General features: G+C 53.3%; 19 protein-coding genes and 1 pseudogene. 11 read left to right on the top strand and 9 right to left on the bottom strand.

The window, feature by feature from the left end:
* Positions 1-39: 39 nt before the first annotated feature.
* Positions 40-447, bottom strand: a complete 408-nt coding sequence (locus tag ABXS88_RS04630; protein ID WP_353674011.1) for a DUF4259 domain-containing protein — start codon at positions 445-447, stop codon at positions 40-42.
* Between the two features lie 145 nt (positions 448-592).
* Positions 593-2221 (bottom strand): citramalate synthase, encoded by a 1629-nt coding sequence (cimA, locus tag ABXS88_RS04625; RefSeq protein WP_353674010.1) that lies wholly within the window; start codon positions 2219-2221, stop codon positions 593-595.
* A gap of 286 nt (positions 2222-2507) precedes the next feature.
* Here cimA and ABXS88_RS04620 point away from each other — a divergent pair, with 286 nt between their 5' ends.
* The 4 genes from ABXS88_RS04620 (at position 2508) to ABXS88_RS04605 (ending at position 7784) form a co-directional block, all read left to right on the top strand.
* Positions 2508-3488, top strand: coding sequence for a permease (locus ABXS88_RS04620; protein ID WP_353674009.1), 981 nt, complete (start codon positions 2508-2510; stop codon positions 3486-3488).
* On the top strand, positions 3485-4744 hold the full coding sequence (locus ABXS88_RS04615) for a VWA domain-containing protein (RefSeq protein ID WP_353674008.1): 1260 nt from the start codon (positions 3485-3487) through the stop codon (positions 4742-4744). Before ABXS88_RS04620 ends, ABXS88_RS04615 begins: the two co-directional genes overlap by 4 nt.
* Before the next feature lie 62 nt (positions 4745-4806).
* Positions 4807-7335 (top strand): mannose-1-phosphate guanyltransferase, encoded by a 2529-nt coding sequence (locus tag ABXS88_RS04610; RefSeq protein ID WP_353674007.1) that lies wholly within the window; start codon positions 4807-4809, stop codon positions 7333-7335.
* A 44-nt stretch (positions 7336-7379) separates the two neighbouring features.
* On the top strand, positions 7380-7784 hold the full coding sequence (locus tag ABXS88_RS04605) for a single-stranded DNA-binding protein (RefSeq protein WP_353674778.1): 405 nt from the start codon (positions 7380-7382) through the stop codon (positions 7782-7784).
* Positions 7785-7887: 103 nt separating this feature from the next.
* Here ABXS88_RS04605 and recA read toward each other — a convergent pair whose 3' ends face one another.
* From recA to ABXS88_RS04575, 6 genes and pseudogenes are all read right to left on the bottom strand, one after another.
* Complete coding sequence (recA, locus tag ABXS88_RS04600) at positions 7888-8949, bottom strand: recombinase RecA (RefSeq protein WP_353674006.1); 1062 nt, start codon at positions 8947-8949, stop codon at positions 7888-7890.
* A 259-nt stretch (positions 8950-9208) separates the two neighbouring features.
* Positions 9209-10027: pseudogene (locus ABXS88_RS04595) on the bottom strand (nitrate ABC transporter ATP-binding protein); the annotation flags it as partial.
* Positions 10028-10066: 39 nt separating this feature from the next.
* Positions 10067-12079: a nitrate ABC transporter ATP-binding protein gene (locus tag ABXS88_RS04590; RefSeq protein WP_353674005.1), complete on the bottom strand. Its 2013-nt coding sequence runs from the start codon at positions 12077-12079 to the stop codon at positions 10067-10069.
* Between the two features lie 77 nt (positions 12080-12156).
* On the bottom strand, positions 12157-12987 hold the full coding sequence (ntrB, locus tag ABXS88_RS04585) for a nitrate ABC transporter permease (RefSeq protein ID WP_353674004.1): 831 nt from the start codon (positions 12985-12987) through the stop codon (positions 12157-12159).
* 95 nt (positions 12988-13082) lie between these two features.
* Positions 13083-14414: an ABC transporter substrate-binding protein gene (locus ABXS88_RS04580; RefSeq protein WP_353674003.1), complete on the bottom strand. Its 1332-nt coding sequence runs from the start codon at positions 14412-14414 to the stop codon at positions 13083-13085.
* Positions 14415-14854: 440 nt separating this feature from the next.
* On the bottom strand, positions 14855-16141 hold the full coding sequence (locus tag ABXS88_RS04575; protein WP_353674002.1) for a CmpA/NrtA family ABC transporter substrate-binding protein: 1287 nt from the start codon (positions 16139-16141) through the stop codon (positions 14855-14857).
* Positions 16142-16479: 338 nt separating this feature from the next.
* Here ABXS88_RS04575 and ABXS88_RS04570 point away from each other — a divergent pair, with 338 nt between their 5' ends.
* The 5 genes from ABXS88_RS04570 to ABXS88_RS04550 are packed head-to-tail and all read left to right on the top strand — an operon-like array spanning position 16480 to position 20310.
* A complete protein-coding gene (locus ABXS88_RS04570) occupies positions 16480-17661 on the top strand; it encodes a molybdopterin molybdotransferase MoeA (protein ID WP_353674001.1) in 1182 nt (393 codons plus the stop codon).
* A complete protein-coding gene (gene moaA, locus ABXS88_RS04565; RefSeq protein WP_353674000.1) occupies positions 17655-18602 on the top strand; it encodes a GTP 3',8-cyclase MoaA in 948 nt (315 codons plus the stop codon). The genes ABXS88_RS04570 and moaA overlap by 7 nt, the downstream gene beginning before the upstream one ends.
* Entirely contained in the window at positions 18603-19652 is a 1050-nt protein-coding gene (gene moaC, locus ABXS88_RS04560; RefSeq protein WP_353673999.1) for a cyclic pyranopterin monophosphate synthase MoaC, read from the top strand.
* The gene (locus tag ABXS88_RS04555; protein ID WP_353673998.1) at positions 19633-19875 is read left to right on the top strand and encodes a MoaD/ThiS family protein; all 243 of its coding nucleotides are present in this window, start codon (positions 19633-19635) and stop codon (positions 19873-19875) included. Before moaC ends, ABXS88_RS04555 begins: the two co-directional genes overlap by 20 nt.
* Before the next feature lie 3 nt (positions 19876-19878).
* Positions 19879-20310, top strand: coding sequence for a molybdenum cofactor biosynthesis protein MoaE (locus ABXS88_RS04550; RefSeq protein WP_353673997.1), 432 nt, complete (start codon positions 19879-19881; stop codon positions 20308-20310).
* Here ABXS88_RS04550 and ABXS88_RS04545 read toward each other — a convergent pair.
* Positions 20301-21368 (bottom strand): hypothetical protein, encoded by a 1068-nt coding sequence (locus tag ABXS88_RS04545; protein ID WP_353673996.1) that lies wholly within the window; start codon positions 21366-21368, stop codon positions 20301-20303. The two genes, ABXS88_RS04550 and ABXS88_RS04545, sit on opposite strands and share 10 nt — an antisense overlap.
* Before the next feature lie 180 nt (positions 21369-21548).
* Between ABXS88_RS04545 and ABXS88_RS04540 the strand changes: the two genes are divergently transcribed.
* Both ABXS88_RS04540 and ABXS88_RS04535 read left to right on the top strand, forming a co-directional pair.
* Complete coding sequence (locus ABXS88_RS04540; RefSeq protein WP_353673995.1) at positions 21549-22064, top strand: bifunctional nuclease family protein; 516 nt, start codon at positions 21549-21551, stop codon at positions 22062-22064.
* Positions 22064-23185: an aldo/keto reductase gene (locus tag ABXS88_RS04535; RefSeq protein WP_353673994.1), complete on the top strand. Its 1122-nt coding sequence runs from the start codon at positions 22064-22066 to the stop codon at positions 23183-23185. Before ABXS88_RS04540 ends, ABXS88_RS04535 begins: the two co-directional genes overlap by 1 nt.
* Positions 23186-23279 lie beyond the last annotated feature (94 nt).

Below are 23279 nucleotides of genomic sequence, written 5' to 3'. Positions count from 1 at the left end.
TTGACGCCACCACGTCAGAACTTGTGTTTGAATGACGTACTAACGGCTGACTCGCCGTAGTAAATTGTCCATTTCCAGATGCCATTTTTCATTTTTTCCATCCTCATCCCAAAGCGCTTGCAGTTCCGAATTGTCACCCAATATTCTGGCAATTGCCTTTGTCGCTAAAGTAATCAGGTCTGGTGGTGGAACAATATTGACAGATTCAACCCATTGATCGATTGCCTCTGAGTAAGCATTTTTCAATCCCCATTGGCCCTTTAGTCGAGCCAATACTTCGCAAGCAACTAAACATTCGCTGGCTGTATCAGATTCCAGGTAATCGTTGGCTTCCAATACACGGTCTATTGCTTCCCTCACAGCATCCAAGCTTGGGTTCTCCGAAAAATCTCCAGCCCAATCACATGCTGCATCATTACCGAATGCATCTTCGGCCCAAGCTCCCATGGGAAACCTCTTGTTTTTGATTACTTTAGCTAATGTCACCCATTACCCACTACTGGGTGGTCAGGGTACCTGGATGTTGTTAACGCTGGCTATCTCTGCCGAGCAGAGGCTGTGGCACTGCTCAACCTTATCAACAACTGGGCTTCTAGGCAATGCTAACAGGACTGAGGATGCCGCAGGTAACAAGGCGCAGACCATACTCAATGCCTTCTACCACGGCCTGGTAGGAGGCCTCGAGGATATTGCCTGAGACTCCGACCGTTGTCCATCGTCGTTCCCCGTTACTGGATTCTACTAAAACCCGCGTTTTGGCAGAGGTTCCGGCGGTGCTGTCTAGAATTCTGACTTTGTAGTCAGTGAGGTGGAAATCGGCAATTTGGGGATAGAAATTAATCAGGGCTTTACGGAGGGCGTTATCCAGGGCCGAAACCGGGCCATTCCCCTCCGCCACCTCCAGAATATCCTGGCCATTCACGGTCATCTTGATCGTGGCCAGGGCATGGCTGGTAATAATCCCCTGACGTCGAAGCAGGTCGCAGTGGACCTGAAAGCCTCGGACATCAAACAGGGGCGGCCGGTCACCCAGAGCCTCCCGCAATAGCAATTCAAAACTGGCCTCCGCCGCTTCAAACTGGTAGCCTTCTTGTTCCAGGGCCTTGAGTTGACTCAGAATTTGCCGACAGGCCGGGTCTTCCTTGGCCAGGTCGATGCCGTAGAGATGGGCCTTGGAAAGGACATTGCTCAGGCCCGCTTGTTCTGAAACCACAATCCGTCGTTCATTGCCAATGGCCGCTGGGGAAATATGTTCGTAGGTGAGGGGATTGCGTTGTACGGCAGAAACATGGATACCGCCCTTATGGGCAAAGGCTGAGCGGCCAACGAAGGGAGCATGGTCATCGGGGGCCAAATTGACAATTTCGCTGACTAGGCGACTGGTATTAGTCAGTTGGGAGAGTTGTTCCGAGCCGAGACAGGAAAAACCGAGTTTGAACTGGAGGTTGGGAATCAGGGTACAGAGATTGGCATTACCACAGCGTTCCCCGTAGCCATTGATGGTTCCCTGGATCATCCTCGCTCCGGCCATCACGGCGGCCAGGGAGTTGGCCACGGCCGTTCCGCTGTCATTGTGGGCATGGATACCCAGTTGGGGACTATTCTCGGCTTGAAGACCGAGGGCCTGGACAACGGTTTGGGTAATCGCCTGGATTTCGTGGGGCAGGGTACCGCCGTTAGTATCGCAGAGAACTAACCATTCGGCCCCGGCGGCCTGGGCCGTGCGCAGCGTTTCCAGAGCATAGTCGGGATTAGCCTTAAAACCATCAAACCAATGTTCTGCATCGTAAATCACCTGGCGGCCCTGGCTCCGCAGATAGGTGAGGGTGTCGTCAATCATGGCCAGATTTTCCGCCAAGCTGGTTTGCAGGCCCGTGGTGACGTGGAGATCCCAGGACTTACCAAAAATTGCCACCCAGCGAGTTCCGGCGGAGAGCAGGGCCTGGAGCAGGGGGTCTTCGGCCGCCAGGCGATGGGGCCGACGGGTAGAACAAAAGGCTACAACTTGGGCCTGCTGGAGGGGATGTTCTTGGAGATGGAGAAAAAATTGAGCATCCTTGGGGTTAGCGCCGGGCCATCCTCCTTCAATGAAAGGAATACCCAGTTGATCTAGTTGGTGGGCGATTTTGAGCTTATCGGAGAGGGAAAGGGCGATTCCTTCGCGCTGGGCCCCATCCCGGAGGGTCGTGTCGTAGAGATAAAGGTCGGAAAAAGTCGTCATGACAGGGGATTCGCAGTTCTCTGCCTCCTATTCTAGGGGCTATAACTGGCGGCAAATTTTAAGTAATGATGCGACTACTCTGACAAATCGGCAAACTTCCTTTATACTGGACGCAAGTGTGAGGAGCGAACCAGTCGGAGAACCAAGACGAAACACGGCAAGTCGTTGGTTCTCTTTCTGTTTGTGGGTCAATTCGGTGTAGTGTGGTCAGGAAAACACTCCCTCCCTCCCGACGTTAGAAACAGCCACAATCCTGCGGGGGGCCAGTTTCCCTAATAGCAATCCTATGATTTCCGCACTTCCCACCCCGATAACACTCTTTTTAAGTTATTTAAGTTTGGCCTGGCCCTTCCTCCTGTTGGGGGTTCTCATTTCCAGTGCCCTGATGGCCTTTACCGACGAGCATCGCTGGGTGGCTCGTTTCCCCCGCAATCGTTTACTGGGGAGCCTAGTGGGGAGTGGTCTGGGCCTGCTGTTGCCCGTGGGCCAATTGGGCTGTTTACCGATCGTGCGTCGTTTCCTCATTCAGGGAGCCCCTCTGCCCTTGGTGATTAGCTTTGGTCTGGCGGCCCCCACCATTAATCTGGTGACGATCTATCTAATGTTTGGCCCCTTGGCCAGTCAACCCCGTCTAATTTTTCTCCGATTAATCCTGACCTGGTTCCTGGCCCTGGTGATCGCGCTGGTTTTTAGTAGCTATCGAGAGCCAACGCCCGCAACAGCGGAGGCAACTCCCTTGGGAAAAGTGCCCTTGTTATACGCGGGTTCTTTGGTGGCCCAAGATAGTGTGACCGATCCCCTGCAACGGAGCGGTAATTTGGTCTATGAATCCAGCTTTGACCCTGTCCACCGCTGGGATTGGTCACTAAAATGGCGCTTGTTTCTGGATAACACCAGCCAAGAACTTCGGGAATGGGGCGGGGTTTTGGTCGTAATGACGGCCCTTGCCGCCGTCATTCAAAGTATTCTGCCCCAGGCTGAGTGGATCGAGTGGGCCGCCACCCCCGTGCGTCAGATCCTGGTGATGATGGTCTGGGCCGTTTGCTTTCCCTTCGGGTCAATCTTTAATGCTGCCTTTGTGGGGCCCTTGCTTGAGCAGTTTTGGAGCGGGGCCCTGCTCGCTTTTCTGATCCTAGGATCTATCCTAAATTTACAAACCCTTGGCCTAGGCCTGATTGCCTTCCATTGGCGTCCCCTCCTCTACCTCGGCCTCCTGGTGATGCAGTTAACGTTTATCTTTGCCCTAGTCGTTAATCTATCCCTATGAAAATCCAACTCACGCCCCAATTTAGTGATGTCCATCTGCCCGCCCAGCAGGACGCCAATCAGCGCCAACTTTACTTGGCTGTCAGCGCTATCCCCGAGGCCCGCGATTCCCATCTGCCCGTCAATTTGTGTCTAGTCCTCGACCACAGTGGTTCCATGGGAGGCACGCCTCTAGCGACCGTTAAGGATGCGGCCCTGGGCTTGCTCGATCTGCTCCAGGGCCAGGACTGCCTCAGTATTATTGCCTTTGACCACGAAGCCAAGGTGTTAGTCCCCAACCAATCTGTCCGGGATGGCCGCCGCATTGCCCAGGCTATTCAGACCCTCCAGGCCGCTGGGGGAACTGCCATCGATGAAGGCTTAAAACTGGGCATCAAGGAAACAGCGGTGGGCAAACAAGACCGAGTTTCCCAACTGTTTTTGCTCACCGACGGCGAAAATGAACATGGGGATAACGAACGGTGCCTCAAATTGGCCCAAGTAGCCTCGGAGTATAACATCACTGTGCATAGCCTGGGCTTTGGGGCCCATTGGAATCAAGATGTCCTAGAGGCCATTGCCGATGCTGCTAACGGTAGTTTGACTTACATTGAAACCCCCAGCCAGGCCGTTGATAGCTTTCGCCAACTCTTCCAGCGGGTACAGACCGTGGGTCTAACCAATGCCCACCTCCTCCTGGAGTTAATGCCCCAGGTGCGTCTGGCGGAACTGAAACCCATTGCCCAGGTAGAACCGGAAACCGTAGACCTCGCTTTTCAAACAGAAGGTAATCGCCTAGCAATCCGACTAGGGGACATCATGACGGAACCGGCCAAGGTATTGTTAATTAACTTGTACTTAGGATCTTTACCCGCCGGGGAACAAATTATTGGCCAGGCCCAAATTCGCTACGATGACCCGGCCCTGGGCCAAACGGGCCTCCTCTCGCCCCAGATTCCCTTGACTCTAACCGTGCAGGCCCAATACCAACCCCAGGCTAACCCTCAAGTCCAGAGGGCCGTGTTGACCCTGGCCAAGTATCGCCAGACTCAGATCGCGGAAACCAAGCTCAAACAAGGCGACCGGGCCGGGGCCGCCACCATGCTCCAAACCGCGGCTAAAACGGCCCTGCAACTGGGGGATCAGAGCGGTGCTACCGTACTGCAAAGTAGTGCCACCCGCCTCCAGGCTGGGGAAACCCTTTCTGACGCTGATCAGAAAAGAACCCGTCTGGCCAGTAAAACCACCCTCCAGGCCCCCTCTGCGCCGACAAATTAGCCACTTGAGCTAGAAACTTTGACTAAGATGAAAGGGATCATGCAGAGATTGAAGGAGTCACTATGCGCGCAGTGTTGATGGCTGGGGGGGCTGGAACCCGTTTGCGTCCGTTGACCTGCGACCTGCCTAAGCCCATGGTGCCCGTACTCAATCGTCCGATTGCGGCCCATATTATCAATCTGCTGAAGCGCCACAACATTACCGAAATTATTGCAACCCTGCATTACCTCCCCGACGCCCTGCGGGACTACTTTCTGGATGGCAGTGATTTTGGTATTCAAATGAATTATGCTGTCGAGGATGATCAACCCCTAGGGACGGCGGGCTGTGTTAAAAACATCGAAGAATTGTTAGACGAGACCTTTTTTGTTGTTAGCGGTGACAGCATTACCGATTTTGACCTGACGGCGGCCCTGGCCTTCCATCGTCAGAAGCAATCCAAGGCCACCCTGGTTTTAACTCGGGTACCCAATCCCATGGAATTTGGGGTGGTGATTGTGGATGAGGGCCAGCGCATTTGCCGTTTTCTGGAAAAACCTTCCACGGGTGAGGTCTTCTCCGACACTATCAACACGGGCATTTATATCCTGGAACCGGAACTGTTAGACTATCTTCCCCCCAACGAAGAAAGTGACTTTTCCCAAGACCTCTTTCCTCTCCTGCTCGAAAAACAAGAACCTATCTACGGCTACATAGCCGATGGCTACTGGTGTGATGTGGGCCATTTGGATGCCTACCGGGAAGCCCAGTACGATGCCCTGGCTGGCAAGGTCGATCTGGACTTTAGCTATGCTGAACAGGAGCCAGGGATTTGGGTCGGAGAAGATACGATTATTGACCCAACCGCTCGACTGTCTCCTCCCTTACTGATCGGGGATAACTGCCGCATTGGCCCAGGAACGGTAATCGAAGGAGGAACCGTGCTGGGGGATAACGTCACCGTTGGCGTCGGGGCCGACATCAAACGGGCTATTGTCGGCAATGGGGTGATGATCGGGGACGACGCGACGCTAGCGGCCTGTGTGGTCAGTCGGGGCTGTCGTCTAGAGCGGCGCACCCAGGTCTTAGAAGGAGCCGTGATAGGGCCGCTGTGTATTATTGGCGAGGAAGCCCACGTCAATGCCAATGTCAAAATCTGGCCCAGTAAGCGGGTTGAACCGGGGGCCATTGTTAACCTCAATCTGATCTGGGGCAATACAGCCCACCGCAACCTCTTTGGTCAACGGGGCGTATCAGGAATTGTCAACATCGACATCACCCCAGAATTTGCCGTCAAGCTCGGCGCGGCCTACGGTTCCTCCCTCCGGCCAGGGGCCGAAATTGTGGTGTCGCGAGACCAGCGCAATGTTTCCCGGATGGTTACCCGTTCCCTGATTGCTGGCCTAATGTCCGTGGGGATTAATATCCAAAACCTAGAGGCCACCGCTATTCCCATTGCTCGCACCATGATCCCCCGCCTCAAGGTAGTGGGGGGAATTCATGTCCGTATCCATCCCGACCGGCCCGAGTATCTGTTAATCGAGTTTCTGGATAGCCAGGGCATCAACGTCTCCAAAAGTACGGAGAAAAAGATCGAAGGGGCTTATTTTAAAGAAGACCTACGCCGGGTCAGTATCCCAGAAATTGGTGAAATGTCCTATCCGGCCCAGGTGCTAGAAACCTATCGCCATAGTTTTGAAACCCTCCTAGATGTAGAGGCCTTCAGCAGTGGCAGCACCAAGATTGTCATTGACTATGCCTATGGGGTTTCCGGGGCCATTTTGCCCCTCCTGCTGAGTAAATTTAGTTGTGATGCAGTAGTACTAAATGCCAGTCTGCGTCAAACCGCCGTCTCCAACGAAGAACGGGAAACCCTCCTGCACCAACTGGGGCAAGTGGTGGCGGCCCTCAAGGCCAATTTAGGCGTTCAGGTATCTGCCAACGGGGAGCAGTTAATCCTGGTGGATGAATCGGGCCTACCAATTCGGGGGGAACTTCTAACCGCCTTAATGGTACACATGGTGCTAACAGCCTATCCTGAAGGCACGATTGTTGTCCCCGTCCAGGCCTCTAGTGCAGTGGAAATGCTGGCCCGTCGCCATCGGGGCCAGGTGATACGGACAAAAGCGAATCCCACGGCCCTGATGGCGGCATCCCAGGCTAATCCTCACGTGGTTTTAGGGGGAGGGGGCGAAATGGGCTTTATTTTTCCCCGTCTCCATCCGGGCTTTGATGCCATGTTTAGTATTGCCAAGGTGGTGGAAATGTTAACCTTGCAGGGACGTTCCCTGGTGCAAGTACGTTCTGAACTACCGCGGGTTTACAATAAGTACTGTACCGTGCGCTGTTCTTGGAAAATTAAGGGGGCCTTGATGCGTTACTTGGTGGAAATTCATCGTAACCACCATCTAGAACTGATTGACGGAGTTAAGGTGCTCTATCCTCACAGTGATAACTGGGTATTGATTTTGCCGGATGCTGGAGAACCCTCTGTGCATATTTATGTCAATAGTGAAGACTCGGACTGGGCCGATTACCAATTAGCCAGCTATCGGGCCCAGGTGCAAAAGTTTATTAGCCAAACCCAGGGCGAAACTCCCAACATCTTCTAAGATTGAGGTGAAATTTCTAAATAATCTTGGTTGATCTGCTTATTATGAATAGTTGTGTATTAATGGCCACAGTAATTCGCAACCCTGAACTGCGCTACACTCAAGATAATCAAACCCCTGTCACGACGCTCTTGGTCGAGTTTCCCGGTAACCGTGACGATGACCCAACTTCTTCTCTCAAGGTGGTGGGCTGGGGTAATCTGGCCACAGAAATGCAGGAACGTTACCAGGAAGGCGATCAACTCCTCATCGAAGGCCGTCTGAGTATGCAGATGGTAGAACGACCGGAAGGCTTTAAGGAAAAACGAGCAGAATTGGTAGCGTCCCGCGTGGTGAAGTTGGATGGTGTGGCTTCAACTTTGGCCACCAGCGTCTCTGCCCCGATCAGCGAACCAACCCATGGCAACGAACCCATTGCGCCAGAAAACTTGGATGAAATCCCCTTCTAGGACGGTTACTGGCAACACTTATACCCACAAATCCCCCGTTTTGGGGGATTTGAATCAAAGATGAGTTGGGGGCCAGAAATTTCTAACGGCCCCATTTTTCTGTCTAGTCTTCAAACTGGTTGCCGTCTTCGCTGTCGCCAGATTCAATCGGCAGAATTAAGGAACCCAGGGCCAATTTTTCTCGCACCTGTTGCTCCACCTGTTGGGCAATTTCGGGATTGTCTTCTAGGTATTTGATGGCATTATCCCGGCCTTGGGCAATGTTTTCGCCATTGTAGCTGTACCAGGCCCCTTTACGGGTAATCACCTCCGTTTTTTCTGCTAGGTCAATGGTACACCCCATTTGGGAAATACCGGAGCCAAAAATAATATCAAATTCCGCAATGCGAAAGGGCGGGGCCACTTTGTTTTTGGCCACTTTTACCTTGGCCCGGATACCGTACTCCCCTTCACTGCCTTTTTTCAGGGTTTGGGTACGACGAATATCAAGGCGTACGGAAGCGTAGAATTTGAGGGCCGTTCCTCCGGTCGTCACCTCAGGGCTACCGTAGCTGACCCCAATTTTTTGCCGCAGTTGGTTTAAGAAGATAACCACACAACCAGAGCGGCCGATGTTACCGGCAATTTTGCGCAGGGCCTTACTCATCAAGCGGGCCTGGAGGCCGACTTGGGTATCTCCCATTTCCCCTTCAATTTCAGCGCGAGGTACCAGAGCTGCTACGGAGTCCACCACCACGATATCGACTGCGGTAGAACGCACCAATTGATCGACGATTTCCAGGGCCGATTCCCCTGTATCGGGCTGAGCAACCAACAGATTATTGATATCCACCCCCAGGGCCGCTGAGTAGGTCGGGTCGAGGGCATGTTCCGCATCAACGAAGGCCGCGACCCCGCCGGCCTTTTGAGTAGCCGCAATAGCATGGAGAGCCAGGGTGGTTTTACCGGAACTTTCTGGGCCATAGATTTCAATGATCCGGCCCTTGGGCAGGCCCCCACCGAGGGCTAGGTCTAGGGTCAAAGCGCCGGTGGATAGGGTTTCTACCCGCATTTGGGCCGCATCTCCCAAACGCATGATGGCGCCTTTGCCAAAATTACGCTCAATTTGACTCAAGACCGCACTCAGGGCCTTTTCTCGTTCCGACGTGTTTTCGATGGTCGCCATGGACGCCTCAACCGGGTGGGGAAATAATACTAGGGCTTTATTCTAACTGTTAGGACAGAAACCCCAGTAGTATTTTAAGGAAATTTAGCTAGGGCTGAGCAGGGGCCTCTACGGCCGTAGGAGTCGCACTGGAATTTCCCTTAGGGGCAAAAGTTTGGAAAAAGCCAATCCCAACTAGGGTCAAGGCTGCCAGACAACTGATGGCTCCAGCAATCTTAGGCAGGAGGGCGGCCCGGGGCACGTCGGTTTCATCTGTTTCATCTTCATCGTGGGCAAAGCGATGGAAGAGAAAATCCAGGGCCTCGTTGCGGAGTTCATAGTAACGGGGATCGTCAGCGATCTGGGCCCGATTCCGCGGCCGCTCGAAGGGAATGTCCAAAATTTCGCCCACCTTGGCCTTGGGGCCATTGGTCATCATCACCAAGCGATCCGCCAAAAACAGGGCCTCATCGATGTCGTGGGTGATCATCAATACGGTCAGCTTGTTGTTGCGCCAGATCTGGAGCAGTTCCTCCTGGAGTTCTTCCTTCGTAATGGCATCGAGGGCGCCAAAGGGTTCATCCAGGATTAAAATCTCGGGAGAAATGGCCAGGGCCCGGGCAATGGCCACCCGCTGTTTCATCCCACCAGACAACTGGTTCGGTTTTTTGCGGGCCGCTTCCGTCAGACCCACCATTTCCAGGTAGTGCCAAGCCATCTGGTCCTTTTCCGTTTTGGATTTTTCGGGATAGACGGAATGAAGGCCAAGGTAAACGTTGTCGTAGGCGCTTTTCCAGGGCAGGAGGCAATAGTTTTGGAAGACCATCATCCGGTCAGGGCCAGGGCCAGTAATGGGCTTGCCGTGGAGTAAGACAGCCCCCTCTGTGGGGGAATTAAACCCCGACACCATATTTAAGAGCGTGGACTTACCACAGCCCGAATGACCAATGACGCAGATAAATTCTCCCTCCTGCACCGTCAGATTGACATCTTCCAGGACACAGTAGGGGCCCCGAGCGGTCGGGTAAACCTTGCTGAGGTTTTCAATGGTCAGAAAATCTGTGGTTGTTGGCAACGTGCTGGAGTCAGGGGAGGTCATCATAAACATAGCGAAGAGGGGTCAGAAATGGGTTTAAGATCATGGCGTGATGGGCGAAGGTGCCGGCTCCAGAGCAATTTCTGCCACCTGGAGGTCTCGGTGCAGGCTAAAGCGGCGGATATAGCCGAGGGGATCATCAGGGTTGAAGACCATGCCATCAAAGAGGGTCAAGGGCCGACGATCCGCTTCTAGACCAGGCCAGCCCAGTTGACGACAGGCCTCACCAAAGAGGTCGGGGCGACGGACTCGTTCGATAATTTCCAACCAGTTTTTGGGGAAGGGCGTATAGCCCCAGCGAGCCAATTGCGTCAAAATCCACAGGGCCTCACTGCGAGCAGGGTAGTTGGCTTTATCGACATAAAATTGGTTGTAGCGCAGGAGCATTTCCGGTTCTCGACCGTTGCCGAAGCAGTAGGGATCGAGAAAACCGGGCCGAGTGTAGTCCACCAAGGAACCCACGTACTGGGGTTGGCAGAGATAGCCCATCACTTCTTCCCGATTACGGCGGTCATCACAATATTCACCGGCCTGGAGCAGGGCCTTAACCAGGGCTAAATGGGTTTTGGGGTATTGATTGGCCCAGTCTTCCCGAACGCCTAAGACTTTTTCGGGGTGACCATCCCAGATATTCAGATCCGTGGCAATGACGTAGCCGAGGCCCTCGCGCACGGCCCGCGAATTCCAGGGTTCGCCGACGCAGTAACCGTCAATATTGCCGGCCTTCAGGTTCGCCACCATCTGGGCCGGCGGAATGCGAACCAGATTAACGTCCTGATCCGGATCAATTCCCCCAGAGGCTAGCCAGTAGCGCAGGAGTAAATTTTGCATCGAGGCCGGGTGAACCATGCCCAGGGAATGGATCTTGTCGGGGGTTTGGCTGAGGTATTGTTTGAAATCCTCTAGGGTCTTGACGCCAGCTTTGGCAAAGCTTTGGCTGAGGGTAATAGCGTTACCATTGCGGCTGAGCACTAAGGCATTAATAATCGGCAAGGAGGCCCGGCCACCGAGGCCCAAGGTGAGGGCCAGGGGCATCCCCGCCACCATTTGCGCGGCATCTAAGCGACCATCAGTAATACCTTCGGTGATGGATTGCCAACTGGGTTCCCGCACCAGATTGACATTGGTCAGGCCCTGTTCGGCAAAGAAACCCTTTTCCTGGGCGATCACCAGGGGAGCACAGTCGGTGAGAGGAATAAAGCCCAGATTGAGATTGATCTTTTCGAGACCATTGCCCGCCATGACCATGGGGGCCTGAATGGAGCCGACTTTTTTCACCCGTTTCTGCTGGTTAAGGAAATAGACCATCTCACTGCGTAGAGCGTAGTAGCTGGGATGGTTGACCACCTCTAAACGATGGCGGGGCCGGGGAATGGGGACTTCTAAAATCTGGCCAATGTGGGCCTCAGGGCCCGTGGTGAGCATCACCACCCGGTCAGATAACAACAGGGCCTCATCCACATCATGGGTCACCATAATGCAAGTCACCTGGCTCTCTTCGACAATTTCCATCAGCTTTTCCTGGAGATTGCCCCGAGTGAGGGCGTCCAAGGCTCCGAAGGGTTCATCGAGCAAGAGCACCTTGGGGCGAATGGCCAGGGCCCGCGCAATGGCTACCCGTTGTTTCATCCCTCCCGACAGTTCCCCCGGCCGTTTATGGGCCGCCCGTTCTAGGCCCACCAGTTTAATATGGTCATCAATAATTTTTTCCCGTTCTGCCTTGGGTAAATCCCTCAGGACGCGGTGAACCGCCAGGCCAATGTTATTGCGTACCGTCAACCAGGGCAGGAGGGAGTAGTTTTGAAAGACAACCATGCGGTCGGGCCCTGGCCCTGTGACTTCCCGTCCCTCGAGAATGACACCGCCAAAGGTAGGTTTATCCAGGCCGGATACCATATTTAGCAAGGTGGATTTACCACAACCGGAATGGCCGATTAGGGAAACAAATTCCCCGGCTTGGACTTTTAATTCAATATTTTTAAGGGCAATGTAACGGTCACCGTTGGCCAGAGGAAAAATGCGGTCAACGTGGTCAATTTCAATAAAGGTAGACATAGGCGCGATGGAGAACGAAGGTAAACGGGGAGAAGGGGAGGAGAGGTGCTGACTCCCCTCCAAGGGCCAGGTCAGCGCTATTTTTGTTCAGCCGGAACAAAGAGGCTAGCGAGGAAGGCAATAAAGCGATCCAGTAACAAACCCACGATCCCGACATAAATCAGGGCCAAAATAATTTCACTCATGCGGGAACTGTTGTAGGCATCCCAGATAAAGAAGCCGATACCAACACCACCGACAAGCATTTCCGCCGCCACAATCGCCAACCAAGATAAGCCAATGCCAATGCGCAGGCCGGTGAAAATATAGGGAACGGAGGCCGGGAAAAGAATATTAAAAAAGTAGTCAGTTTTCGACAGTTTAAGCACCCGCGAAACGTTGCGATAATCCTGGGGAATTTGCTGAACCCCAACAGTTGTGTTGATAATGATTGGCCAAATCGAGGTAATGAAAATAACGAAAATAGCCGAAGGCTCACTTTCCCGCAGGGCCGCTAGGGCAATGGGCAACCAGGCCAGGGGCGGAATGGTTCTCAAGACTTGAAAAATCGGGTCAAGGGCATCGTACATGACCCTTGTAGTACCAATGAGAATACCCAAGGCAATGCCGACAATCGCTGCGAGGGTAAAGCCAACGGCCACCCGCGTTAAACTGGCGAAGATTTGCAAGCCCAGGCCCTTATCCGTACCGCCATTATCAAAAAAGGGATTAATAATCAGCGGATCCCAAGTTTCCTGGAGCACTGTCCAAGGACTAGGAAGGTTGGGGTTTGGCCCAGAACAGAGCAGTTGCCAAACCACTAGGATCACCGCCAGGGCGGCCAGGGGACGCAAAACTTTTTTAAAAGTAAGTAAAAAGCCCCAGGGATTGCGGCGGGCTTTCGGGGGAGTTAATGCAATATTGGCCATAGAAACTAACTGGAAAGGGGATAGGGGACAATGAAACTTTTTGTGGGGATATCGTCTCTCCTCTCTAGGACTGGAGGAGAGAAACACAGGGAAGCCTAGGCCTTAATCGTTTTGATCTTCAAACTATCGAGATAGGCCTTCGGATTTTCGGGGTCAAATTTAACGCCATCGAAGAAGGTTTCGACTCCCCGTGAGGAACTGGTGGGGATTTGCTCGACGGGAACACCGATGGCCTGGGCAGCCTGTTTCCAGAGGTCTTCTCGGTTCACTTCGTCAATAATCTTTTTCGTGTCCGTGCTAGCCGGCAGATAACCCCAGCGGATATCTTCGGTGAGGAACCAGAGGTCATGGCTCTTGTAGGGATAGGAGGCATTATCACGCCAGAATTTCATCGCTAGGTCTGGGTCATCAATCGTCCGGCCATCGCCAAAATCGACCTTGCCCTGGAGACGGCCCAGAATATCCTTGGGTGGCACCTTCAGGTATTGACGGTCAGAGATGATTTTGACCATTTCTTCTTTATTGGCGGGGTCGTCACACCATTGTTGAGCTTCCAGAACCGCTTTGAGCAGGGCCTGGGCGGCCTTGGGATTTTGATCCACCCAGTCTTTGCGCATACCAAAGGCCTTTTCCGGGTGATTTTTCCAGAGTTGGCCGGTAATCAGGGCAGAATAGCCTAATTTTTGGTTGACTAGTTGCGCATTCCAGGGTTCACCGACACAGAAGGATTCCATGTTGCCGACCTTCATGTTGGCCACCATCTGCGGAGGCGGCACCGGAATTACAGAAACATCTTTACCAGGAACAATGCCGCCAGCCGCTAGCCAGTAACGCATCCAGAGGTCGTGGGTTCCCCCGGGAAAAGTCATAGCTACCTTCAATTCCTTGCCTCCCGCCTTGGCCTTAGCAAAGGCCTCCTTCAGGGGCTTACTGTCCAGGGCCACTTTTAACTCTTTATAGACATTGGCAACAGAAATCCCTTGGCCCTGGGTATTTAAGCGGGCCAGGATATACATAGGTAAGGGTTTTTTCGTTTTGGTGATGGTTCCCAGGGACATCAGGTAGGGCATCGGGGTGAGAATATGGGCCCCATCAATGCCGCCGCCCCCAGAACCCAGTTCTAAGTTGTCGCGAGTCACGGGCCAAGAGGCCTGTTTGAGGACTTCTACTTCCGTCATGCCGTACTTGGCAAAGAGACCTTTTTCCTTGGCGACAATCAAGGGCGCCGCATCGGTCAGCGCAATAAAACCTAACTTGGCCTTGGTCACTTCTGGAGCCTCTCCCCCCGCCGCTGGACTGGCATTGGTGCTGGGGGAAGCCGGGGTTTGAGGAGCGTTACCACCGGAGGTGCATCCGTGGAGTATGGCGGTTCCGACTGCGGTGGCTCCGGCGGTTAGCAAAAATTTGCGACGAGAAAGACTACTCATAGAGGGATTTTGTCTAGGAAGTTAAGGGAGGTGACTCAGTTCACACTGGGCTCATCATTCGGTCGAGAAGAAAGGAACGCTTCTTCCCTCAAGTTGTGCCAAAGTCGAAACCGAAGGGACGATGCACTGCAAGGCTTAAGAATTACCCCTTTAGAGTCATCTTTTTCTATGTAAAGATTTGTATGATTTGTAACAAAGTTTGTATATTGATGCCGAAAAAGCATTTTTGGTTTAAGTTTTTGCATTTTAGCGTCCGTTTTTCAATCAAGTAGACCCTAACCCTTGCTCTACAGTTAGTTCACCATGGATAAGACTGGACGCCTCGTCACTTTAGTTGTGGGTCAGCTTACAAGACCCCTGTTTTTTAGTTTCAGGGGCCTGAGCCCTTGGTTTCTTTGCCCTAGGCTTGGGTTGGGCTATGCAAAGAGAACTGAAGAGCGCTAGGACTTAATGGCCTTAATTTTCAAGCTATTAAGGTAGGCTTTCGGGTTATTTGGGTCAAATTTCGTCCCATCAAAAAAGGTTTCTACACCGCGAGAGGTACTCGAGGGAATTTGATTCGCAGGAACTTTAATTGCTTTTGCGGCTTTCTTCCAGAGGTCTTCCCTGTTCACTTTATCGATAATAGCCTTCGTATTCGTGCTAGCTGGGAGATAACCCCAACGAATATCTTCGGTTAAGAACCAGAGATCATGGCTCTTGTAAGGGTAGGAAGCGTTATTCGCCCAAAATTTCATCGCCAAGTCGGGGTTATTCAAGGTACGACCGTCACCGAAATCAACCTTACCCTGCAGACGCGGGAGAATATCGGAGACTGCTACCTTTAAGTACTCACGCCCGCCAATGATTTTTGCCATTTCCGCTTTATTGGCCGGCTTGTCGCACCATTGCTGGGCTTCAAGAATCGCCATCAAAATCGCCTGGGCGGCCTTCGGGTTTTTATCCACCCAATCTTTCCGCATCGAGAAGGCTTTTTCGGGGTGATTTTTCCATAATTGCCCGGTAATCAGGGCGCTATACCCCTCTTTTTGCGTTACCAATTGGGCGTTCCAAGGTTCGCCAACACAAAAAGCTTCCATGTTGCCGACTTTCATATTGGCTACCATCTGCGGGGGCGGAACAGGAATCACCGAAACATCTTTATTCGGATCGACCCCTCCGGCGGCTAACCAATAGCGAATCCATAAATCATGGGTTCCACCGGGGAACGTCATCGCGATTTTCGCCTCTTTGCCTGACGCTTTGGCTTTATCCAGAGCTACTTTAAAGGCTTTGCTATCGAGTCCCACTTTAAGGGCTTTATACTTATTGTCGATCGAGATCCCCTGTCCGTTAGTATTTAAGCGAGCAAGAATATACATCGGGACGGGTCGCTTCGTTTTGGTGATGGTTCCTAGGGACATCAGATAGGGCATGGGGCTGAGGATATGGGCCCCGTCAATGCCGCCACCACCAGAACCCAGTTCTAAGTTGTCGCGGGTTACGGGCCAAGAAGCTTGTTTAACGACTTCCACTTCTGTCATGCCGTACTTAGCAAAAAAGCCTTTTTCCTGGGCGATAATTAAAGGAGCCGCATCCGTTAGCGCGATAAAGCCTAATCTGGCTTTCTTGACTTCAGGGCTAATCGTTTGCGCTTGGGTGATCGTATCGCCCACACTGTTGAGAATAACGCTTCCCGCGGCGGCGGCCCCGGTGGTTAGCAGAAATTTGCGACGAGAAATGCTCATAGAAAAATTTTATTTAGGAAAGTAAGGGAGGTGACTCCGTTCACGCTGGGCTCATCATTCGGTCGAGAAGAAAGGAACACATCTTCCCTCAAGTTGTGCCAAAGTCGAAACCGAAAGGACGATGCACTGCAAGGCTTAAGAATTACCCCTTTAGCGTTATCTTTTTCTATGTAAAGATTTGTATGATTTGTAACAAAGTTTGACTGTAAATGCTGAAAAAGCATTTTTAATTGGAGTTCTTACATCGAATATCAATCCTGGAGCGCTTGCTTCTTGGTTTTTAATTTAGATTAAGGGTCAAGGTTTAAGTCTCAGCGTGATTATTCACCTTAGCCGTTATGATGACTGTTGCCCAAGCTAGCCAACTGATTCACCAACACTTGCCCGATTGGGGAGAGGACGTTGTTTCCCTGGAAGATCCCCAGCCCGAAATGGCCCTAGCGGCCTTGATCGCAGACCGGGCTTATCCGCCAGCCGACCGGGTGATGATGGATGGTATTGCCCTCTCCTGGGCCAGTTATGCCAAAGGGCAACGACAGTTTCTGATCCTCGGCACCGTTGCGGCCGGTGATTCCCCTTTATCTCTCACCGATCCCCAGGCCTGTTTAGAAGTGATGACCGGGGCTGTTTTACCCCTGGGCACGGATCTAGTCATTCCCTACGAACATCTCAAGATTCAGGCGGGCCTGGCCCAGATTACCCTCGAACAAGCTCGCCAACCGGGGGACAATGTTCATCTTGCCCACAGTGATTGCCCGGCCGGGGCAGTGATTTTACCGGCTCCCTTTGTTCTGAATGGCCCTCGTTGGGGGATTGCCGCCTCCTTTGGCCAAACTCGTCTGCGCTGTCGTCGTCGGCCGAAAATTAAGCTGATCGCCACCGGCAATGAATTGCTTGACCCCGATGACCAGCCCCAGGTCTATCAATTGCGTCGTTCCAATGTCTATGCCCTCCAGGCCTCCCTGCAGCTCCAGGGTTATCCTGTCGTCGCCATTGACCAGGTGCCCGATGACCCTGATATTTTGGCGGAGCATTACCAGGCCCAGGCCACTGAGTATGATGTATTGATCTATTCCGGCGGGGTTTCTAAGGGTAAGTTTGATTATCTGCCAACCGTGTGGCAAAGCCAGGGCGTCAGGCCCTACGTCCAGGGAGTGGCGCAACGACCGGGGAAACCCCTCTGGTTCGGAGTTGATTCCACCCACAACACGGCGGTTTTTGGCCTGCCGGGCAATCCCATTTCCAGCCTAATCTGTCTGCACCGCTACTTTTTGCCCTGGCCAGGGCGCTATGCTCAACTAACAGAGTCCATCACGTTTAAACCGGATTTGACTTACTTTTTACCCGTCAAAATTGAGTACAGTCCCCAGTCCCAGATTCTCGCCTATCCCCTACCCATGAAAAATTCAGGGGAATTTGTGGCCCTGGCCCAGAGTGATGGCTTTCTAGAATTGCCCCAGCAGTTTTCTGACTTTGAAGCCGGTCAATCGTTTCCCTTCTATTCCTGGTGGCCATGGTAGAACCTCGTTTAATCGATGCCTACGGTCGCATTATTCGTAAATTGCGCCTTTCTCTGACGGATACCTGTAACCTTCGCTGTCGCTACTGTATGCCCGTCGATGCCGTTTTTATGGATAAACAGGATTATTTATCCCCCCAAGACTACGAAGACATTGTGGCGGAACTCATTGACTTCGGCCTGGAAGAACTACGCTTAACCGGGGGAGAACCCTTGCTGAGAGGGGCTTTCCCAGAGATTGCCACCCGTCTGGCCCGCCTGCCTCTACGCAAAATTGGCCTGACCACTAATGGTATTTTGCTCGACCGTTACCTCGATGTGCTCCAGGATTGTCGCATTCAATCCCTCAATATTAGTTTAGATAGTTTAGAACTCAATGCCTTCCAGCAAATGACCCATGGCCATCAATTAGCAAGGGTTTTAGAAAATATCCAAAAAGCTAAAGAACGGGGTTTTCAAATTAAAATTAATACTGTCATGATGCGGGGCCTAAACGATCGTGAATTACTCAACTTTGTGAACTATTCCCGACAGTTACAAATCGAGGTCAGGTTTTTAGAACTCATGCGCATTGGCTATGCTTGCCAGGAACAAACCGAGCGCTTTATTTCGGCTCAGGAATTAATCGACCGGCTCCGGCCCTGGGTCACGCTGGAACCCGTGGCCAGTCCCCTGGATTCCACCTCTTTTAATTTTGTGACGCCTTGCGGAGCCCGTTTGGGGTTCATCGCCTCGGAATCCCAACCCTTCTGCGGCTATTGTTCCCGCTGGCGGCTCTCGGCGGACGGCATTATGCGGGCCTGTTTGCTGAAAAGCGAGGGCCTCTCCCTACGGGGCCTAACGGCGGCCCAACGCCAAGCCACCTACCAATCCCTGTTGGGCATGAAACCCTACCGTCGTCCGGCGGAGGTATCCCATGCCATGAATCGCATCGGAGGCTGAATGCTGACCCACTTGAATGCTCAAAACCAACCCACCATGGTGGATGTTTCCGCCAAATCCACAACGGCCCGCCGGGCCAAAGCCCAGGCCCAGATCCAACTCCCCGAGGCCCTGCGGGCATACCTCCAAGGGGAAGAAGTCTGGCTGAAAAAAGGGCCCGTCTTCCAAACTGCCATCATTGCCGGGACGATGGCCGTCAAAAAAACCGCCGAGGCCATTCCCTTTTGCCACACCATTCCCATTGAGTCCTGCCGACTAGCGGTGCATTTAAACCCCCAACTCCTGGCCACCGTGACCTGCGAGGTCAAAACCACGGGTAAAACCGGCGTTGAAATGGAGGCCCTCCACGGGGCCACCATCGCGGCCCTAACTATTTACGATATGTGCAAGGCCGTTTCCCCGGATATGGTGATTGGCGAGGTGCGTCTGCTGGAAAAAAGCGGCGGCAAAAGCGACCTCCACCAGCGCCCCGTCTACGGACTGGTTCTCACCGGCGGCCAGAGCAAGCGGATGCAACGGGATAAGGCCCTGCTGAACTACCAGGGCCAGCCCCATGCTCGCTATCTCTATTACCTGTTGGAACAATACTGCGAAAAAGTCTATCTCTCGGCCCGGCCCCAGCAATGGCAAGGAACCGCGCTGGAAACGTTACCGATGCTCCTAGACCCAGCGGAGAGCCAGGGCCCAATTACCGGCATTTATCAAGCGTTACAGACCCATCCCGAAGTCAACTGGTTGGTATTGGCCTGCGACCTGGCCTATGTCCAGGCCCCGGTGCTGGAAAAACTGCTGGCCCAGCATGACCCGACCAAGGTGGCCACCTGTTATCAGAATTCAGAACAAGCCTTCCCAGAGGCCCTCTGCGCCCTCTATACGCCCCAGGCCCTAGAGGTGTTTGAACAGGCCCTGGCCCAGGAACAATACTGTCCGGTTAAAATCCTGCAAAGGGTTCCCTGCCAGTTGGTGCCCCCCGACCATCCCCAGGACATTGCCAACATCAACACTCCCCAAGCCTACGAGCAAGCGATCCATGACCTCCGTAACGGTTAAATATTTTGCGGCCCTGCGAGAAGCGGCCTTGATCCCAGAAGAAACGATCCACACTGAGGCTTCTACCTATCGGGGCCTTTACCGAGAATTGACCACTCAATACGGTTTTTCTCTGCCGGAAGATGCTATCCGGGTGGCCATTGATGATGACTTTGCGGACTTGGATGATGATCTTAAGTCTGGTGTGACGGTGGTTTTCATTCCCCCCGTGGCGGGAGGTTAGGCCATGCAACAGTTTTTTTTGACGGGTGACGCGATCCAGGCTGAGGCCCTAAACCAATTGCTAAAACATCCCCAAGCCGGGGCCCTGGTAGTCTTTGAAGGCTGGGTGAGAAACCATAACCAGGGCCACCCCGTTAGGGCCCTAGACTACGAAATCTACATGGCCCTGGCCCAAAAGGAAGGGGAACGGATCCTAACCGAAGCCTGTGGCCAATTTTCCCTACACGGGGCCATTGCTTGCCATCGCTACGGCAGTCTGCAACTGGGGGATGCCGCCGTCTGGGTCGGCACCACCGCCAGCCATCGTGAACAGGCCTTTTTAGCCGCTCGCTACATCATCGACCAGATTAAGCACCGACTGCCCATCTGGAAAAAAGAGTATTACCAAGACCTACCGGCCCAATGGGTCTATTGCCGCGACCATGATCATTCTTGAATCAGGGTGAGTTCCACGGGCGGGCTCGTCTGATTCCCCTGGCTAGCTGTCGCTCGGATCAGATAACGCAGGCCCCTAGAAAAATTGGCGGGTGGGGGAACCTGAATTTGAAAGTTACCTTGATTATCGGCAATCACAGTTTGATCCACTAACGTACTGTTTGCCAAGTCTAAAAAGCCCCCCAGGACGGGTAGGGAGGTTGTCACACGGATGGTCAACTGGGCATTGGGCCGGGTCTGGCCCTGGAGACGAAAGCCTCGGCTGGTAATGCGGTCACCATTTTGATAGTTGGTAAATACCGGCCGCAGGGCCGTGGGATTGGTAACCGGGGGTGAGGGGTGACCGCTAGGGACGTCGCCGGAGCCCGCATTGGGACTAAACACAACTCCCTGGGACGCGGCGGCATAGACCCGTTGATTATTACGTTGCAGACGCCCCACCACAATCCCTTCCTGGATTTGATCCTGAGCAGTAAGATTGAGGGTACCGACGTAAACCCCCGGCGAGACTTCCTGGACGGGGAGGGAGCGAATGCCCCGGCCATTTTCGATCAGCAGAATCGTGGCCTGGGCCCGAGGTGTTCCCGTGATCGTGGCTAAAAAGGTGGCACCAGGGCCCAGGGGTTGGTTGGCGGCGTTGTGGGTAACGGCATCAATGACTAGACTGGCCTGGGGCTGTTGCACAACGAATTGCCATTGCGTACTTTTAGGCTGGCCCTGATTATTCTGAAACTCTAGCCGGACTTGATGGGGGCCAGGGGCCAAGGGTTGACTGGGGCGATAACTAAAAAAATCCTTGGTAATCGTACTCTGGTTGGTTACATCCTGGTTATTGAGGTAGAGCCTCACACTATTGAGGGCCACGCCTCCCCCTTCCCGGCCCCGAAAAACCCCCGAGATGGTGGTATCACCGGGAACATTGGTGCTATCTTGGCTGGGATTGATATTGCCGACCCGTTGGGCCTGGACAGCCAGGGGCAATAGTAGGGGAAAACTGATACTCAGACCCCATAGGGCCGAAAATCCAAGGGATTTAAGCCGTTTTCTAGAATTTTCCATGGTTCTCATGATTTTTTTAAGAGGATGCCCCCATCATAGGAGAGGCCTTTAGCAAGGGGCAAGCAGCGGCGCCGACCGCAGGCGGCCAAGGCCAGGGAGAAAATCCCCGGTCAAGATTCTCTACAATAGGAGTGGTCAAGGCGCTTCACCGCGTCCCTTTACAGCCCAAGGATCAGGCCGATGATTGAAATGAAAGTTGCTGGAATTGCTCTGGATGCGGTTACTCGCAGTCCTATTGTTCTACTGAAAGACGGTTCTGATCGTCGGGCCCTCCCCATCTACATTGGCCAAGACCAAGCCCGGGCCATTATTGGGGCGCTAGAAAACCAGAAGCCGACCCGGCCCCTCACCCACGACTTGATCGTCAATCTCTTCCAGGCCTGGGATTTGGTACTTGACCGCATTATTATCCATTCCCTCCAGGACAATACCTTCTACGCCGTTCTCTGCTTGGAACAGGGCCAAATTAAAAAAGAAATTGACTGCCGCCCCAGTGATGCCATTGCCATCGCCCTGCGCTTAAATACCCCCATCTGGGTGATGGAAGAGGTGATTGCCGATGCCTCCATTCCCGTGGATCGGGATGCGGACGAAGAGGAGCGCCAGGCCTTCCGGGACTTTATTTCTAATCTGCGGCCCGAAGATCTGATCAAACAGGCTGGCCTTAGCTCCGAAGAAGAAAGTGAACAGTCCTAGTGCAATATCGTCGTTTTGGTAAAACGGGCCTGGCCCTGTCAGTGTTTTCCTTGGGAACCATGCGTTGTCTGGCCTCAGAAGCCGTCATGGCCGAAACCGTCCATCAGGCCTGGGCCGCTGGCATCAATCATCTGGAAACGGCTCGGGGTTACGGTAACAGCGAAGTGTACCTAGGACGAGTATTCCGTTCACTGCCCCGCGACCAAATTTACCTGACCAGCAAACTCTGTCCCACACCGGATGCGGCCAGTCTAAGCCAAGCGTTGGACGACTCCCTGGCCCGCTTGCAGGTGGATTACTTGGATTGCTTGGCCCTCCACGGCATTAATACCCCCCAGCATCTAGCCTGGGTTACTCAACCAGGGGGTTGTTTCTCGGTTCTCCAACAGGCCCAAGCGGCCGGCAAAATTCGACACATTGGTTTTTCTACCCATGGCCCCCTGGAACTCGTCCTCTCGACGATCCAAACCGGCTTATTTGAATTCGTTAATCTCCACTACTACACCTTCTATCAACGGCTAGCGCCTGCTATTGCGCTGGCCCAGTCCCTCGACCTAGGCATTTTTATTATTTCTCCTGCGGATAAGGGAGGCCAACTTTACAACCCGCCCCAACGCTTAAGGGAACTCTGTCATCCCCTCACGCCCCTGGGCCTGAATTATCGTTTTCTGCTCAGTGATCCCCGCATTACGACGCTGAGCGTTGGCCCAGCCAATGCCCAGGAATTACAGGAACCTCTAGAGTGGGCCGACCAAGTTGGCCCCTTAACTCCCCTGGAACAAGCTCGACTCCAGGGGCTAGAAGTCCAGGCCCGACAGGCCCTCGACTCGGACTATTGCCGTCAATGCTATGCGTGTTTACCCTGCCCAGAGGACATCAATATTCCTGAAATTCTCCGGCTCCGTAATTTGGCCCTGGCTTACGACATGCAAGCTTTTGGCCAATATCGTTACCAAATGCTCGAAAATGCGGGTCATTGGTTCCCTGGCCGTCGAGGCCACCATTGTACGGACTGTGGCGATTGTTTGCCCCGTTGTCCTGAACAATTGGCTATTCCCAATCTATTGCGGGATGCGCACCAACGCCTACAGGGCCAGGCCCGTCGTCGCCTCTGGGATTGAGCCGTTATGGTTAATCCTCAATCTCTAAAACCCGACGATACAACTGGACCTCGCTCGTCCTCCCCTTGTGACGGAGAAAAAGCGGAGGTGGAGG

It is taken from the genome of Synechocystis sp. LKSZ1 (assembly GCF_040436315.1).
Classification (GTDB): Bacteria; Cyanobacteriota; Cyanobacteriia; order Cyanobacteriales; family Microcystaceae; genus Synechocystis.
The sequence above is the reverse complement of the archived record's forward strand: the minus strand, read 5'-3'. Positions and strand labels throughout refer to the sequence as shown.